This is a genomic window from Aneurinibacillus danicus, assembly GCF_007991215.1.
Lineage (GTDB): Bacteria > Bacillota > Bacilli > Aneurinibacillales > Aneurinibacillaceae > Aneurinibacillus > Aneurinibacillus danicus.
Genome location: NZ_BJXX01000180.1, coordinates 1 through 14,369, shown reverse-complemented (window position 1 = coordinate 14,369; position 14,369 = coordinate 1). Strand labels below are relative to the sequence as shown.

Sequence of the window (14,369 nt, the reverse complement as noted above, 5' to 3'; positions counted from 1 at the left end):
TAGCTATGGCCAAGAAAAAAATCCGGATTACCAATTTTCTCATTAACCCGGTGGACAAGTTCGGCCACCCACATCATCCTCGGATGATGTTCCGCCAGATACGTACGCAGCACTCGCTCCGTTTCGCGCGGCGATATGGACACGGACGGAAATCGCCTTCGCAGGGCAAAGTCAAGCTGCGAGAGCGATCGGTCGGTCGTGTTCATCGTTCCGATAAGATAGAGGTTGTCCGGGACGATCATTTTGTTTTTCGAGTACGGAAGCGAAATGGCAGAGTTACGGTATTCAAGCGCATACAGCAGCTCCCCGAATACTTTCGCCGTATTGGCGCGATTGATCTCATCAATAATAAGCACGTAGGCACAATCGCGATTCTCCTGCTTAAGCGCCTCGCTGCACAGATTCAGAAAAATACCCGGCTGAACCATAACATTCATATGCGCCGTACCGTTCTCCGCTTCAATAACCTCCGGGCGCACGCCTTCAATAAACTCTTCGTATGTGTAGGAAGGATGGAACTGTACCAGGCAAATCCTTCGCTCGCTTTGCGTTACGATTTTCGCAAGACGCTGCGCGGTGTATGTTTTGCCGGTGCCAGGCGGTCCGTATATAATCATCTGTTTCTTCTCATGCAGCACATCCAGCCATTCCTCCAGCACGTCTCGCTCCAGATGCGTATCCTTTACTGCATCATCAAGCGTATACAAAGGCCATTCGTCTCCTTTACGCGCCAGATAATCAGCAAACTTCGCAAGAAACGTTCTTTCGTCTTCGGCTTCAATCGTGTGCAGCTTACGTAGAAACCCTTCTTCGTTTTCTTCATAAATCGTGCAGATGTATTCAGCAGGCGTGTCCCAGATGAACACATACGCCAGCATTGCGTCCCCTTCCGTCCCGGCAAACCGCCAGACAATTTTGTTCCGGTGCTCTTCCGGCAACTCGAAATGTGCGGCATCCACCTCTTCTGCCCGGGACACAATAAAATTATACTCGCGAAGTAAATACGCAAGGCGCTGTGCCGATCGGAATTCCTCCAGATTTCCTGCTCGATCGGCAGCCTTTTCCGGTTCGGCTATACGGCGCGAAACATAAAACAGAAAGTGCTGCACATCCGCAAGACTCCATGTCATTCCACTTAGGCCTGCCATTTCATCGCGCAGCATCCGGATACACCGGGCGAAACGCTGGTAAGCAGCACTGTCAAACGGTTTGTCTTTGCCGTCGGAGTCGTATCCGAAGTACGCCAGCGCATCACGGTCAGCTTTGTAAAAAATCGGATAGCGCTTCAGATCCTGCAATCCCCAGAAAAAACTGAGAAAGAATGGCGCAAATTTGATATTCGCAAGCTTAGGCGGGGCGTATCCTTTCTCCATGGCGGCTTTTTGCGTGCGATAGACGGTCTCTACGAAAGCGGAAAGCCGATCTACCGTCCACTCATAGTCGCCCTCTTCATGCGACGGAATCGCGGTTGCCTGAAGAAATGCTGCCGTCAGCTCTTCCACCATGTCGGCATATTCGGCCTGATTATAAATTTGATTGAAAAACATCTGACCGGAAAATCCGCTAAATCCCCAGATGTTGATTTTCTTGCCGCCGATTATATGCTTGCTTTTCGTCTTGTGATCGAGCGTTTTTTTGAATTGGAGAAGCGTCATATCTCCCTGACGCAGCCGGTCCAGCTCGTTGAAGTGTGCAAGAAAGGCCGCTTTCTTCTCTTCAATTTCGCGCGCCTGTCTGACGGCTTCATCATCCGCCAAATATGTCCGTATCCATTCGGTTATCTGCTGTGGCACTGCCACATTCCTCCTTCATTCTTCGCTCTGGATTCAGCCCGTGTTAACCTGAACATATAAAAGGTTCTCTTATACTTTTATCTGAACGTGCTGCAAAACCAGTATAACTTGACTCTTGCAAAAAAATGTCGAAAAAAAAGAAATTTTAAGTTATATAGCAGAAAATGACGAGCGGATTTTATTTAAACCCTACTCTTGGTAAGTAAGAAGTAGAGGGTACAAAACAAACGGCACTTGGTTTCGGCGTAGACATTTTCGGCGTATTGTGTTGCCCCTCGCACTCATTACCGCCTGTGTGTGACAACTAGTCGTAAAAGCCGGGTAGTGAATCACCCGGCTGTGTTCTGGTATAGGAAAGTATATTTGCTTTATCATGATAAAGCAAATATACTTTCTTCCATTTGTAAACGAGGAAAAACTCGCGGGGCGTGTGCCCCTCTTAGCTATGCAAACTTCCCGTCAGCCAGGGGCGATGACGATAGGGACCGACCGGGATTTGGATGAGGCTGGTTTTTCCCTGCGCATCCATCTTGTAAATCTCATCACACGAGTTTGCATCAAATCCAAGGAGGGGGTGCCCTCCCATCCCGATGGCGGACGCCGCCAACAGTAATCGCTGCACGAGCATACCCGCTTCCATCTGTTGGATGCGATATCCTCTGTACCCCAGTGCTGTTTTGAGGTGATCTTTGTCCCCTGCCACATGCAGGCAGAGCGGTACTTGGAACAGATTTACATTGTCCGCAGACATTGCGTGCTGCAGCCAAAGCCGATGATCTCCGGGACGTACCCGCCGTAACGTATGAGAAGCGCTATCATAGTGGTAAGCACCATCCGGAATGCCTTTAACGTTATACAAACAACCATACAGCGAAACACGGGACTTAAGTCTCCCATGTGCTCCATCCAAATCATTTCGATACGGGAAGAAAGCCATCGCCTCCTGCAACAGAGTAGCCAGTTGCGGCTGGCTTACCTTACCCAAAACAAAATCCATGTTCGGTGAATATCGCCCCCGGCAGATCGACGCCAGATCATATGACAGCCGCTTCACGCGGGGCAGAGCCACCACCTGGCCCCCACAGCTAACGCTCTTCTCCTCCTCATTCTGCTGAAACGATCGCAGTGATTCCAGCAGGGACGCTTCGTTCATCTTGATCAGCATCGGGCACTCTATGATTCTCCGTGACCGGATGTAGTGATCATGCCGAACCGCTGTCAACTCTCGGCACAATTCGGTAGCAAAGACAGTCCCATCTACGTCATTCCCGTTAGCAAACCAAGCAATTGCAGGCTCCACCGACAGCGGAATAACCGCATATACGCTCTCCTCCTGTTCGGATAGCCCAAGCAGATGGTTGATGGCCCGATCAAGAAATTGGAAATACACCCCCGATGCGAAGCCAAACCGCTTCGCCACCTCCAGCAACTGCCCGATCAGCACGCCAGCATCCAGTCCTTGCAGACGATAGGCAAAGTTATTGTATTTAAAGAAATTTTTCCAAAACATCGTCGACACAAAAACAGTGCCAAAACAAGCAGACACATCACAGCGATTGCCAAGGGCCCTGGCCAGATATGAATCGAAATCGCCTTCTCGTAACAACACCAAGCGGTGGTGCGCCACATCATAATGGTACACTCCGGCAGGCACATCCTCCATCTTCAGATACACGTATACTTCGTTTGGATACAACGCTCCACCGGAGGGAACAAACCGCCGGTACGACTGCATGAGGCTCACCGTTTGTTCCGTGTAATCCAGGGCAAAAGCCGCCTGGCAGAATTGAGTAAGCCCGAATACGTACCAGAGAAAATGACCGATTTCACTAAGGTCGGGCTTCGCGGACGCTTCCCGTCCTTCGAGCGTCAGCGGTACTTCCGGGGAAAACGGAACCACAGGCAAGCCACGGTAGAGCTTATATGCAAGCGGTGCGTCTTCCCAATCCACCTCCCAGTCCGGCGGCCTTGCCTTATCAATGTCAAAATGCAAATTGTGCAGAAATGCCTCCAGACTCATTCTTCTCCCTCCTCGTCACGGCTTATGGAAACGGATGCGGATGTGGATTAAGCTGTTCAAGCGTCAGCGGTTGCTTCGCATACCCGAGTTCCACCGGTACCCTGAGCACCCTCTCCAGCCCTGTCACGCGGGTAAGATGATATCCGAATGTCATCGGCAGCATCCCTGGAATCAGCACTTTTACGCAATACAGTCCGTTTCGTATGGTTTCTGGTGTCGTCTGGTCCACCACAATCACATCGAGTTTCAATCGACGGAACACCTGAAGAATGTCCTGCAGATCATCGGTTAGGTCTGCATGCCCCGCCTTCCACTTGAATTCCTCATTAAACGTTCGCAACGGACGATTTTCATCCAGCAAAAATTGCAGACGCTCCTGCGCTTGCGGCAAACTGTACAGCATGGAATGGTCCTCCATCTCCTGCACCAGGGACGGATCGTGGAGCATTCGCATACACTCTTCCTGGCTCGCCTCAAATTTCTCATCAAGCGTCAGCATCATGGCGGCCAGCTCGTGAATCGCGCTTTTCACCGCCCGTACCGGATCGAGATGAGCTCCGGCCGCACAGATAAGATTCACTCCCTTTTGTTTCCTATTTTTCGCCAACGCCCAGACGCTTGGAATCCCGTGCTCCATCGTCGAGTTAAATAAATACACATCATATCCCGCCACCGCCCGCACACGGTCGATCATCAACCGCAATTCTTGGTCGTTAACGGAATAAGGGTCAAGGCGCGAGAGAGGCAGCTGCGCGTACCAAGTCATCAGGAACGAATCGCGCTCCACCACTTCCATGATGCCGTAAAAAATAGCTTCCTCTAAACTTCCGCCTAATGCGCATCCATTGGAAGTTTCATAGACAAAGCCATCCCCGCAGCCCAAGCTGTAATAAGCGAGCAACTCCGGAACGAGAATCGGACGCTCTTGCAAAAACGAATAACCCCATACCCAATTGATTGGGCGATCAGGATCAAACGGTTTGAACGGAAAACCAGGCCGCGCATACTGTTCCTTCGCATGTACTCCTACCTTGACAGGATTGAGCGCCTGATCCGCCAGATTGCGAAAACTGTCATGGATCACCGTTCGTTTACCACGGGGTGCCAGACCGCAGTACCGCTCCAGGCCCTCCAAAATGGCAGTCAGCTCGCTTACCGCATAGCAATGAGTCCGGCCTGCTGCCCCCTCGTTCCCCGTGAACAATGGAAGATTTACACTTACATCGGCAAACGGCGCCACGAGGTCATACATTTTACTATTCAAAAAGCCAGTCCGGTGATCCAGATAGTCTTTGACCAGCACTTTATTCAGGTCATCCATTGAACGGCAGCGGTAACTGTCGGTGCTGATCTTAGGAGTTGGTTTCAGTGAAATCCGGGCCGCGAGCGACGAATCATCAGGTAATCGGCCACAAACCGGACACAACGGGTCAGGCAAAAAGAAGTGACATGAGTTCTTCAGCGTTTTCAGGTTGATCAAAAACACCCGTCCTTCCAAGCGGGCCTGGCTGCCCTGCAGCACCCTCTGTGCCTCGGCCCCGAGCAGGTGAGCTACCTGCAAAAGTCCCGTGCGCGATGCCCACGCGTCACATGGCACTCCCCCGTGCACCGCCAGCCTCTGCTGCAGCTCCCACATCTCCTTGCGGTCGTGTCCTGCCATGAGGCGTCGCATGTCGGCACACCGGGAACACCCTGGCGTACCCGGGCGAACCAGCGGTCCGACTACGCCCTCGCCAAATGAAACGAAGCCCCGCAGCCAAGGGATGCCGGTTAGCCTCAGCAGCTCTTCCGCCTGTTGATGAACGAAAGGGTGCCAGGCATCGTGCAACACCAGAGCCAAATCCGCCGCTTCGGGTGCTCCTGCCTCGAAATTCGTCTGACGAACGACCCGGTATTGAGCGGACAGTTCTCCGTATACGTGTTCCGCCAGCAGCCCTTCCCCGATAATTGCCACAACAGCGCTCACCGGGATTCCCCCTCTCGCAATAAAACACCGAATACCCCCGCCGGGCCCTCTTTCAAAAACGGTTCCAGCGCCAGATCGAAGACCAAAAGCTGCATGCCGTTTCGTTTCAAAACCTGCAGGGCGAACTGCAAAACCTCCGATTGTGCCGTCTCTTCACACGCAGGGATCACGAGGCTTAGCGGCACCTTTTCTTCCAAAAATACGGACGAAACCTCTAACGCCTGCGTCGTGGGACAAGCCGCCTGGTTTTGTGCCTTCATAAGCGCCTGCTGCAACGCCTTCCGCAACGCCATTGTTATATTCAAACCTACACTGCCATACCAGCGGCCGCTCGTACCGACCCATACCACAGGGAAACCGGACACTTCCCTCCCCAAACCGATCACAGGTGCTCCCTGCATCGCAGTCAGTGCCCGCAAATAAAACCGGCAACGTTCATCTTCTACTGCATCCAGCTGCACCTGAAAGACAGGGGACCTCTGATCTACCTGCTGCTTGCCCAGCTCCTCGGTTAAACATCTTTGCAACCCGCGACAGACGCCTTCCGCAACCGTTTCCCCCGCTCCAATACCGATAAATTCTTCCGATTCTCCCGTACTCCCCTCTACTTCCTGATGTGAGAGAAGAGCCTTAACGGGCAAATCAGCCATTCGCGACACATACGCTTCAATCCCGGAAAGCCCCGCCTCCCGCCGCGCTTCCTCATGCGTCAGATCTGCACAAATAATGTCTGGCAACAGTTCAGCCGGTCCATCCGACAGCGGGTCAACTGCCTGCACGCGGCACTGGGCCAACGGAAGCTGCTTTAGGTCCCCTTCCTCCCAAATATGAAAAATCCCTGATGTCGCCGATGTCAACTGACTGAAGTAAGAAAGTAATCCACCCGGCTCCCTTCTGCTTGAGCTCTGTCCGAGCAGCAGATCCATATCTTGAACTCTTTCGGCTGCCGTACGTCCGGCCAACAGCGGATGGGGCATGAACGAATGCCAGTTTCCTTCCAACGTCTCCAGATCAAGCAGGAAGAATTGATTCTCTTGTTCCGCTTCAGTCACTCCCGTCATCTTTTTTAACAATTCAAACACGATCACATTCGCCAACATCGCTCCTGCTGTGGAAGAGAAGGGATACAACCGCTGATCCCTGCAAAGCGCGGATTGGTGTACGCGGCGCCACGCCGACTCCCAACACCCTTTAGAGTCTGGATGCACCAGCGGGCCCGCCATACCTACCTGCTGCAGACATATGGCGGGGAGGAACACCTTCTTCTCCTCCCTGCAAATCGCATGAAGAACCCGCAGTTCCTCTACATTGCCCTCCTGCGACACATACAAAATCGAATCAAACGGCTGCACTGCCTCCCACCAGGAACTCATCCCCCGTTTCTGCAGAGTGACCTCCTCTACCGCCACCTCGGGGTCCGTTTTGCGGGCATGTGCCGCCAGTTCCGCCAATCGCAGCCGATTGGTCGGCATCGAGTCCGTAACCAGCACATGGAGCTTAGGTAATCCGGATTCGATCAACGCATAAACCAGCGAGACAAAAAAAGGACCAGAGCCGACCGCCAGCACTTTGGCCTGACGATAGGCCTGAAAACGGTATGCACCGGAATCACCAAAACTGTCTAAAAATTCAATTTGAGAAGCATACTTTTTGAGAACCTCATCCGCCAATTGATGCGGACGGTCTTGGCTCACATCTCGAACAAATCCATTTTTGTACAGAATTTCTGCGATTTCATATACCCGGTTCCTGTATGGATCAGGCAATCCGTCTGTCAAATTCTCCAACGTGTGCTCCCCGTTGAACATCGGCATCAGTTTTTCAATCCACTGATGGATCATACTGCCTTTCATACGGAACGAGCTTACGTTGTTCCGAAAATACACACCGCCGCCTGGATCAGGGAGAAAAAACGTGTCCCTTTTCACTTTCAGACGCGTAGAAGATAGCAAATTTGCCATGCCACTCCTCCTTACCATGAGCTGTTCTCAAATCTGCAACATTCCTTTCACCGTCATCTTATGTACTGCTATTTGTCCCTTATGTCTACTCTTGTAGAGAAGAGTCCCTGCAACCATTCATGCAGAGACTCCTCTCCTCAGGCAACCCCTGTTTCTGTTAGGAAACCAGCAACAGGGGCCTCAACGTCCGCCGCCACAACGAGCACAATGAAAGCAATTAAAACAACGGGCGCAATTGGAGCAATGAAAGCAATTAAAACAACGGGCGCAATTGAAACAATTAAAGCAGCGGGCGCAATTGAAGCAATTAAAAAATTGTCGGGATTGATCAACGTAGGGCTGGCCTTGATTGTCATAATAAACCAATTGGCCCGCCCCAAAATCAGCAACATTCAACTCTTGAAGTTCATCTTTGAAATTATCCATTTTTTACAGCCTCCGTTTATTAAATGAATAAATTGTGCCGGCAGCGTAACCAGCAACTCGAAGAGAGGACAGAACAAAGATAATCAGGAAAACAGCTGCGTAATGGGTAAATTCACCAAATACTTCGAATCCTCCCCTCGACAAAATATGAACTATGATGGGCTATTGTTACTGATTCAACTATCTATTTTTATGATGCGAAAAAAAAAAAAGAACGGCCTACTAAAAAGCAAGCCGCTCTCTACATCACTTATTGATATGAACTTTTTTGCAATCAACCGTGCAGCTATTCTTTCAGAACAAACCGCGTCCGGCTGTAGCCTTCCTTCGTCTTCTGCACATCAAGCGTGGCCGGCATCGCATTCTTCAATTCCTGCACATGCGAAATCACACCGATCATCCGTCCCGAACTCTGCAGTTCAATCAATGTATCGATCGCTTTCTGCAGCGATTCATCATCCAACGAGCCGAATCCTTCATCGATAAACATCGTTTCAATCGAAATTCCGCCCTGATACGCCTGGATTACGTCGGCCATTCCAAGCGCGAGGCAAAGTGAGGCATTAAATTTCTCCCCACCGGAAAGTGTCTTGACGTCTCGCGTCAGGCCCGTATAGCCATCATATACATCCAGGCCAAGCCCGCTCTGACGACCCCGCTTCTCGAGGCGGTCGCTGCGCCGAAGCTGAAACTGTCCGTTCGACAGCCTGTATAGGCGCTGATTGGCCATGTGGATAATTTTTTCCAGAAATTCAATCTGCAGATACCGCTCGAACGAGATTTTATACCGGTTCTCTCCTCGGACAATGTTGTACAGGTCGACAACGCGGGCCCGTTCCTGATCCAGTTCCTTGAACTTCTGCCCGGCTTCCGCGATACGCGCCTGCAGCTCACGCGCTTTCTCCCGGCAAATCACAGCGGCATCATACTCCTTGCGGGCCTGCTTGCACGCTGCGTCCAACCGCTCGACTTCGGCAAGCAGCGACTCCAGGTCGGCCCGTTCCTTACCAGCAAGCTCTTTTTCTAAATCAGCCATCTGCGCCTGCACCGCCGTGCGTTCGGAAGCGAAACGCTCCAGCTCCTCTTTCATCTTCCTGCGTTCAGGTTCAGGCCGTTTTGCCGCCTGATAGGCCGTCTCGTCCGGGAATCCGGCTTCGCTGAGCGCCTGGATAAAGCGCTGTTCCGCTTGCGCCACTCGCTGTATAGCTTCCGTTACCTGACGCTTGGCATGCTCTGCACCGCTGGCCGCCTGAATGACAGATTCGGATGCCTGTCGGAAGCGATCCTGTGCTTGCTTCCAACGTGTCGCAAGCATATCCTGCCGCTGTACCGCTTCTTTCAACGCTGCCTGTACGCGGTCAAACGAGCGCAGCGTATCGGGAATTTTCTGCAGGTCGTCTTCATACCGCACTTTTTCTTTTTCATACTCGACGCTCGCCGCCGTCCATTCTTTTGAAAGCCGCTCTTTCGCTTCTGCCTGTTGCTCTACCTGACGTTCAATTGTTTCATATGTTTCTTTTTTGGCTGCAAGCGCCTGCTCGTCTTTCTCCAGCTCTTCCACTTCTTTTTTTAGCGCTTTTCCCTCTTGGATAAACGTCGAATATCGCTCGATCGCATGGTCCGGTGAAAAGCCGTGCTCTTTAATCTCCTGCGCCAGTTTCGCAAGCGCACTTCGTTCCGCCTGCAGACGCGCCTCCGCTTTGCGGAAATGTGCTTCCGCCTCTTCTTTCTCCCGCTTTTTCGCCTGCACATACTCTTTGGTCAATCCGTCGTCCTGTGCATCAGCTTTATGCGGATGCTCCGTGCTACCGCAGACCGGGCAGGGGGCGCCGTCATACAGGTGCTTGGCAAGCATCGCCGCCTGTCCCTCCATCCAGTGGCGCTCCACGGCTTCGAACTCCGTACGAATCTTTTCATAGACAGCCCGTCTGGCTGCTTCACCGCGCTCCGTTTCCCGGATTTCCTGCGCCGCTTTTACATAATTCCTGAGTGCGTTGCCCTGTATCCGCATATCTGCCAGCAGCGTCCGCTTCGCGTTGATCGGCTTTACCCGCTCCTCTATTCGCTTAATCTCTCCGGCAAGCGTCGTCTTCCTCTCTTTAGTGGTCTGCAAAGTACGTTCCATATCTGCAAGCTGTTTCTGTAGCTTCTCTACCTGCTTCCTGCGCATCGCAAGCTCTTTTTCCCGATGGCTGAGCGCCTCCACCAGCGGAAGCAAGTCCCGTAAGCGGTCGGTTTCACGGGCGCACGCCTGTCGTTCCCCCTCTCTTGCTTCTTCCGCACGATACGTCTGCTCGGCCTGCTCCAGTATCCCTCTCGCTTCTCGTTCGGCCCGCTCGGCCCAAGCAAGCTCCCGTCGCTTCGCTTCTGCTTCGCTGCGGGCGTCCGCCCGATGTTCTTCGTGCAGTTCGAGCCGGGCAGCCTGTTCGGCAAGCGTCAGTGTCTTCTTCTGCTGCTCCATTATAACAACGTTTTTCTCCAGCTCTTCTGCCCGTGCGCGCTTTTGCTCAAGCTCGCTAAACCGTTCATTAACAGCCCGCGCCCGGTGGTATATGTCGTTTTGTGTACGGTATGCCTCCTCTAACCGCATCTGGTTTGCCTTATGAATGGCCGCCTGCGTATCATGATGGGCGTACTCTTCATCCAGCCCTTTTATAATCTGGTCTGGATTGCGGTACTCCTGTTTGAGCACTTCAAATAACGGCGATCCCTCCCGCTCCGGCAGTACGGCCGGAATTTGGCTTATGTATTTCTCCAGCTCCCGCTCCCCGGTGCGGCACTTCTCCTCCGCTTCCCGGCGGCGGCGGTTCAGCGCATCGACGACCGCCTGGTAGGCTTCGGTTTTGAAGATGCGGCGCAGAATCTCTTCTTTGTTTTCCGTGTCCGACGTCAGCAGCTTGCGAAACTCTCCCTGGGGCAGCATGACAATCTGGCTGAATTGCTGTTTGGTCAGACCCAGCAGGCTTTCGAGTTTCGCATTGATATCATGGACCGTAAACCGATCCACACAGGGAACCTCGCTGTCCCCGTTTACTTCATACAGTTCAACCTGTGCACCGGTCGCCGTTTTATTACCTGCCTTTACGTGTCCTAACTGACGGAATACCCGAAACCTGCGGCCGCGCAGTTCAAACAGCAATTCTACCGATGTATGGACCTCATCGTCAGCGAAATGGCTGCGCAGAAATTTCGTATCGTTCCTTTCCTCTCCGCTCGCCTCTCCATACAGAGCGAAACAAATGGCATCAAAGATTGTCGTTTTCCCGGCTCCGGTCGGCCCGGAGATGACAAACAGCCGATGGTCACCAAGCTCCGTGAAATCAATCGTTTCCTTGTGCTTGTACGGCCCAAAGGCGGTCATCGTTACCCGAATCGGCCTCATACGCGCTCCCCTTCCTTTGCGAACACTTCTTCGAGCACACTCCGGAAGATTCGCTCTTTCTCCTCCGTCAACCCGCTTCCTTTGACTTCCTTGTAGAACGCCCGGAACAATGCCAGATCATTTTTTTCTGTCTGTTCTGTCCGCTCGGCCGTCAACTCTTCCACTTGGGCAAGCATCAGATTCTGAGTTACGTGCATGGCGTTCGGATACACGGAGCGTACCCTCTCCATTGCAGACAGCACCGGATTTTCATCCAGCAGTTGGACAAAGACGTAGTCATCGCTTCGCTCGTGCGACTCCAACTCATCGATCGTTGCACGCACGGTCCGCATGTCCCGCCGTGGCACAAACGGTCTTTTTTCTACCTTGATTCTTCCCTGTCCATCCATGTGTATCACATAATAACCTTTATTGTGATGCTCTTCGGAAATCGAGTATTTAAGCGGCGATCCGGCATAGCGAATCTTTTCGCTGCCGACATGGTGCGCCTGATGCAGATGACCAAGCGCCGTATAATGGAACGGCTCGAAATGGCGGGCATGCACATATTCCGCACCGCCAATGGAGAGCGGACGCTCTGCATCACTTGCATTCTCGATATCTTCCTTCTCGCCGGACGGTGTCACAAAGGCGTGACCGACCAGTATATGCCGGGCGTTCGGGTCCATTGCCTGCACAATACGTGCTGTAATAGCTCTTGCTGCATCATCGTGCGTCCGAATGGTGTCGTCGCCCAGTACGTTCCGCACCCGTCCCGGATCGGCATAGGGAACCAGATGAATATGTATCGGGCCATACTCATCATGCAGCACCACCGGAGTTACATCGCCGCTGAACCGTCCGCGAATGTGCAACCCCTGATCGCGCATAATGCTGCTGCCAAATTCAATTCGGTCCGGACTGTCATGGTTGCCCGCCACGGCCAGCACAGGCGTCTTCAATTCAACCACAAGCTCATGCAGCGTACGGTTCAGCAGATCGACCGCCTCGGTGGGCGGTACGGCGCGATCGTATAAATCTCCGGCGATGATAACGGCATCAGGCTTTTCCTCCCGCACAGCCTCGATAAATGTGCGCAGAATGAATTCCTGGTCTTCTGTCATATATACGGATTGAATGATTTTTCCTAAATGCCAATCGGCAGTATGAAAAAATTTCATTTCCACTTCCCCCAGGTTGATTCTCTATTTTTCTCTATTCTATCAAAAATTACTATCGGAGGCAGAAGGTTTCAGATTGATTGTGGCCTTCTTTTTATCATGTAATTGCGCTATATAATAGAAAGGAGAAAAACAAAAAGAAGGAGAGAGCCTAATGGGGTTTAAACTCGAACGCATTCACGATAAAGTCGAATTCTTTGAAGCACACGACTTAAAAACGCTGGAGAAAAAAATCGATGAACAGATCGAAAACAACAAAGTATTGATGCTTGAAGTACATTCAGTCACACACCATGTTGCTTTCCAGCCAGACTCAGGCCGGCCACTGTATACGGCAGTCGTTCATTTTAAAGCCAAACCATAGCAGACAAAAACGTCCGGACAGGTTGTTCACCTGTTACCGGACGCTTCTCTCTATTAGCCGACCAATTCCAGTCTTCTTTCTTCTGTTTTGTTCTCGGTCTCTTCTCTCTCTGCTAGCGCGTAAGCGGGGAACGACGGGTAGCCGAACTCCTCGATATCCGTGCAACTCTGACAGACATGCATCCCTTCCGTGCGTTCACCGCAGATTGCGCAATACTCTTTCATTTCTTATAAACCTCCTCAAGGTTGGTACTTCCGCTTCTTCCATGTCTATTGTAGTACGACTACCTTAAGGAAATGTTGGTATTTTTTTACGTTTCGTTAAACATTTGATGAAGATTATGTGAGCATTGGCAGAATTGTCTATTTATATGAATAATGAATGTTGACCCTTCTTTCCACTCAAATATATGTACCTACATGAGCTTATTTTTAATTTCCAGTTGCCGTGCGAAGCAATAGCGAATGATTTTTTCTCTGTGCACTTCCGCAATATCTTCATATACAATGGCCACTGTCTGCGTCCCATTACCATTTATTACCGGATGCCGGACGATTCTCACCTTCAATGGAATACAGAGTTCTTGCTTGCCCTGTTTATTTCCTGCGTTCATCTCCGGCAGATATAATCGGCATTCAAATCTTCTTTCCTCTGGCCATTTAATGTTAGCGTTGCAAATAAACTTGGCACCTCCGGCACTAATATCAACCGTAAGACCTGAATACATCCTATCCTCCTCTCCTTCTTTCCATAAACACTCTATTTTTACTTTTGCCGGTACGCGAACATAATCTCTGCGTTGGATTTTCCGAATATTATCTAACGCCGGTTTAATAAGCACAAGCATCGGGATATTTTCACGCTGTCTACGTACAACAACGGTCATAAATTCATATTGTGCACCATTCGAATGACTGTAGGTTACGTATAACGTCGAGCCTTCCATTAGAAGCGAGGTACGCCCGCTTTGTTCATCTATCGGATAGGTTATCATTATGAACTCTTCGGTTATATCCGCCACCACTGCTTTATACTTTTTCTCTTCGTTTCTTTCATTATAAGAAACAAGCTGTACGGTCTGGTTCACTAAAGGGAACATAGTATCCCCTCCCTCTGTCTTTTTTGCGGCACATCGAACTTTTTTAAAAAGAAAAATCCGCATTTGTATCTACAATTGTAATTCTTATTAGCCATTTATTTGTTTTCAATGGTATATTAACAATACGTTTAACTAAGAAAATATTACTATATCATTCTATATCATTCCATGATTTTCATATAATTTTTCTGTGAAAAT

At 51.0% G+C, this 14,369-nt stretch carries 10 protein-coding genes; 1 reads left to right on the top strand and 9 read right to left on the bottom strand.

All coding sequences use genetic code 11. The features are described from left to right. The 7 genes from ADA01nite_RS18845 to ADA01nite_RS18815 form a co-directional block, all read right to left on the bottom strand. Positions 1-1,793, bottom strand: a 1,793-nt coding sequence (locus tag ADA01nite_RS18845; protein WP_146811974.1) for an McrB family protein, incomplete at its 3' end; no start/stop codon positions are given. Between the two features lie 439 nt (positions 1,794-2,232). After that, positions 2,233-3,813, bottom strand: coding sequence for a SagB family peptide dehydrogenase (locus ADA01nite_RS18840; protein ID WP_146811973.1), 1,581 nt, complete (start codon positions 3,811-3,813; stop codon positions 2,233-2,235). 22 nt (positions 3,814-3,835) lie between these two features. After that, a complete protein-coding gene (locus tag ADA01nite_RS18835) occupies positions 3,836-5,779 on the bottom strand; it encodes a TOMM precursor leader peptide-binding protein (protein ID WP_146811972.1) in 1,944 nt (647 codons plus the stop codon). Further along, positions 5,776-7,740: a putative thiazole-containing bacteriocin maturation protein gene (locus tag ADA01nite_RS18830; RefSeq protein WP_146811971.1), complete on the bottom strand. Its 1,965-nt coding sequence runs from the start codon at positions 7,738-7,740 to the stop codon at positions 5,776-5,778. Before ADA01nite_RS18830 ends, ADA01nite_RS18835 begins: the two co-directional genes overlap by 4 nt. A 180-nt stretch (positions 7,741-7,920) precedes the next feature. Next, positions 7,921-8,166 (bottom strand): heterocycloanthracin/sonorensin family bacteriocin, encoded by a 246-nt coding sequence (locus ADA01nite_RS22970; RefSeq protein ID WP_146811970.1) that lies wholly within the window; start codon positions 8,164-8,166, stop codon positions 7,921-7,923. Positions 8,167-8,452: 286 nt separating this feature from the next. Then, positions 8,453-11,548 carry an AAA family ATPase gene (locus ADA01nite_RS18820; RefSeq protein ID WP_146811969.1) on the bottom strand — a complete coding sequence of 1,032 codons (3,096 nt, stop codon included), beginning with the start codon at positions 11,546-11,548 and terminating at the stop codon, positions 8,453-8,455. Continuing rightward, on the bottom strand, positions 11,545-12,708 hold the full coding sequence (locus tag ADA01nite_RS18815; protein ID WP_146811968.1) for an exonuclease SbcCD subunit D: 1,164 nt from the start codon (positions 12,706-12,708) through the stop codon (positions 11,545-11,547). The genes ADA01nite_RS18820 and ADA01nite_RS18815 overlap by 4 nt, the downstream gene beginning before the upstream one ends. A 154-nt stretch (positions 12,709-12,862) precedes the next feature. On the opposite strand from ADA01nite_RS18815, the gene ADA01nite_RS18810 reads away from it, so the two are divergent. Continuing rightward, positions 12,863-13,072, top strand: coding sequence for a YrzA family protein (locus tag ADA01nite_RS18810; protein ID WP_146811967.1), 210 nt, complete (start codon positions 12,863-12,865; stop codon positions 13,070-13,072). Between the two features lie 53 nt (positions 13,073-13,125). Here the strand turns inward: ADA01nite_RS18810 and ADA01nite_RS22265 are convergent, their stop codons facing one another. Together ADA01nite_RS22265 and ADA01nite_RS18805 are read right to left on the bottom strand one after the other, a co-directional pair. Beyond that, positions 13,126-13,296 (bottom strand): hypothetical protein, encoded by a 171-nt coding sequence (locus tag ADA01nite_RS22265; protein WP_170230374.1) that lies wholly within the window; start codon positions 13,294-13,296, stop codon positions 13,126-13,128. 191 nt (positions 13,297-13,487) lie between these two features. Then, the gene (locus ADA01nite_RS18805) at positions 13,488-14,171 is read right to left on the bottom strand and encodes a flagellar brake protein (RefSeq protein WP_170230373.1); all 684 of its coding nucleotides are present in this window, start codon (positions 14,169-14,171) and stop codon (positions 13,488-13,490) included. Positions 14,172-14,369 lie beyond the last annotated feature (198 nt).

What these genes read in the sequence shown, in the direction of transcription:
- ADA01nite_RS18830 (WP_146811971.1), bottom strand. Translation starts at nt 7,740, where the DNA reads ATGGCAAATTTGCTATCTTCTACGCGTCTGAAAGTGAAAAGGGACACG.
- ADA01nite_RS18805 (WP_170230373.1), bottom strand. Translation starts at nt 14,171, where the DNA reads ATGTTCCCTTTAGTGAACCAGACCGTACAGCTTGTTTCTTATAATGAA.
- ADA01nite_RS18840 (WP_146811973.1), bottom strand. Translation starts at nt 3,813, where the DNA reads ATGAGTCTGGAGGCATTTCTGCACAATTTGCATTTTGACATTGATAAG.
- ADA01nite_RS18820 (WP_146811969.1), bottom strand. Translation starts at nt 11,548, where the DNA reads ATGAGGCCGATTCGGGTAACGATGACCGCCTTTGGGCCGTACAAGCAC.
- ADA01nite_RS18815 (WP_146811968.1), bottom strand. Translation starts at nt 12,708, where the DNA reads ATGAAATTTTTTCATACTGCCGATTGGCATTTAGGAAAAATCATTCAA.
- ADA01nite_RS22265 (WP_170230374.1), bottom strand. Translation starts at nt 13,296, where the DNA reads ATGAAAGAGTATTGCGCAATCTGCGGTGAACGCACGGAAGGGATGCAT.
- ADA01nite_RS18810 (WP_146811967.1), top strand. Translation starts at nt 12,863, where the DNA reads ATGGGGTTTAAACTCGAACGCATTCACGATAAAGTCGAATTCTTTGAA.
- ADA01nite_RS22970 (WP_146811970.1), bottom strand. Translation starts at nt 8,166, where the DNA reads ATGGATAATTTCAAAGATGAACTTCAAGAGTTGAATGTTGCTGATTTT.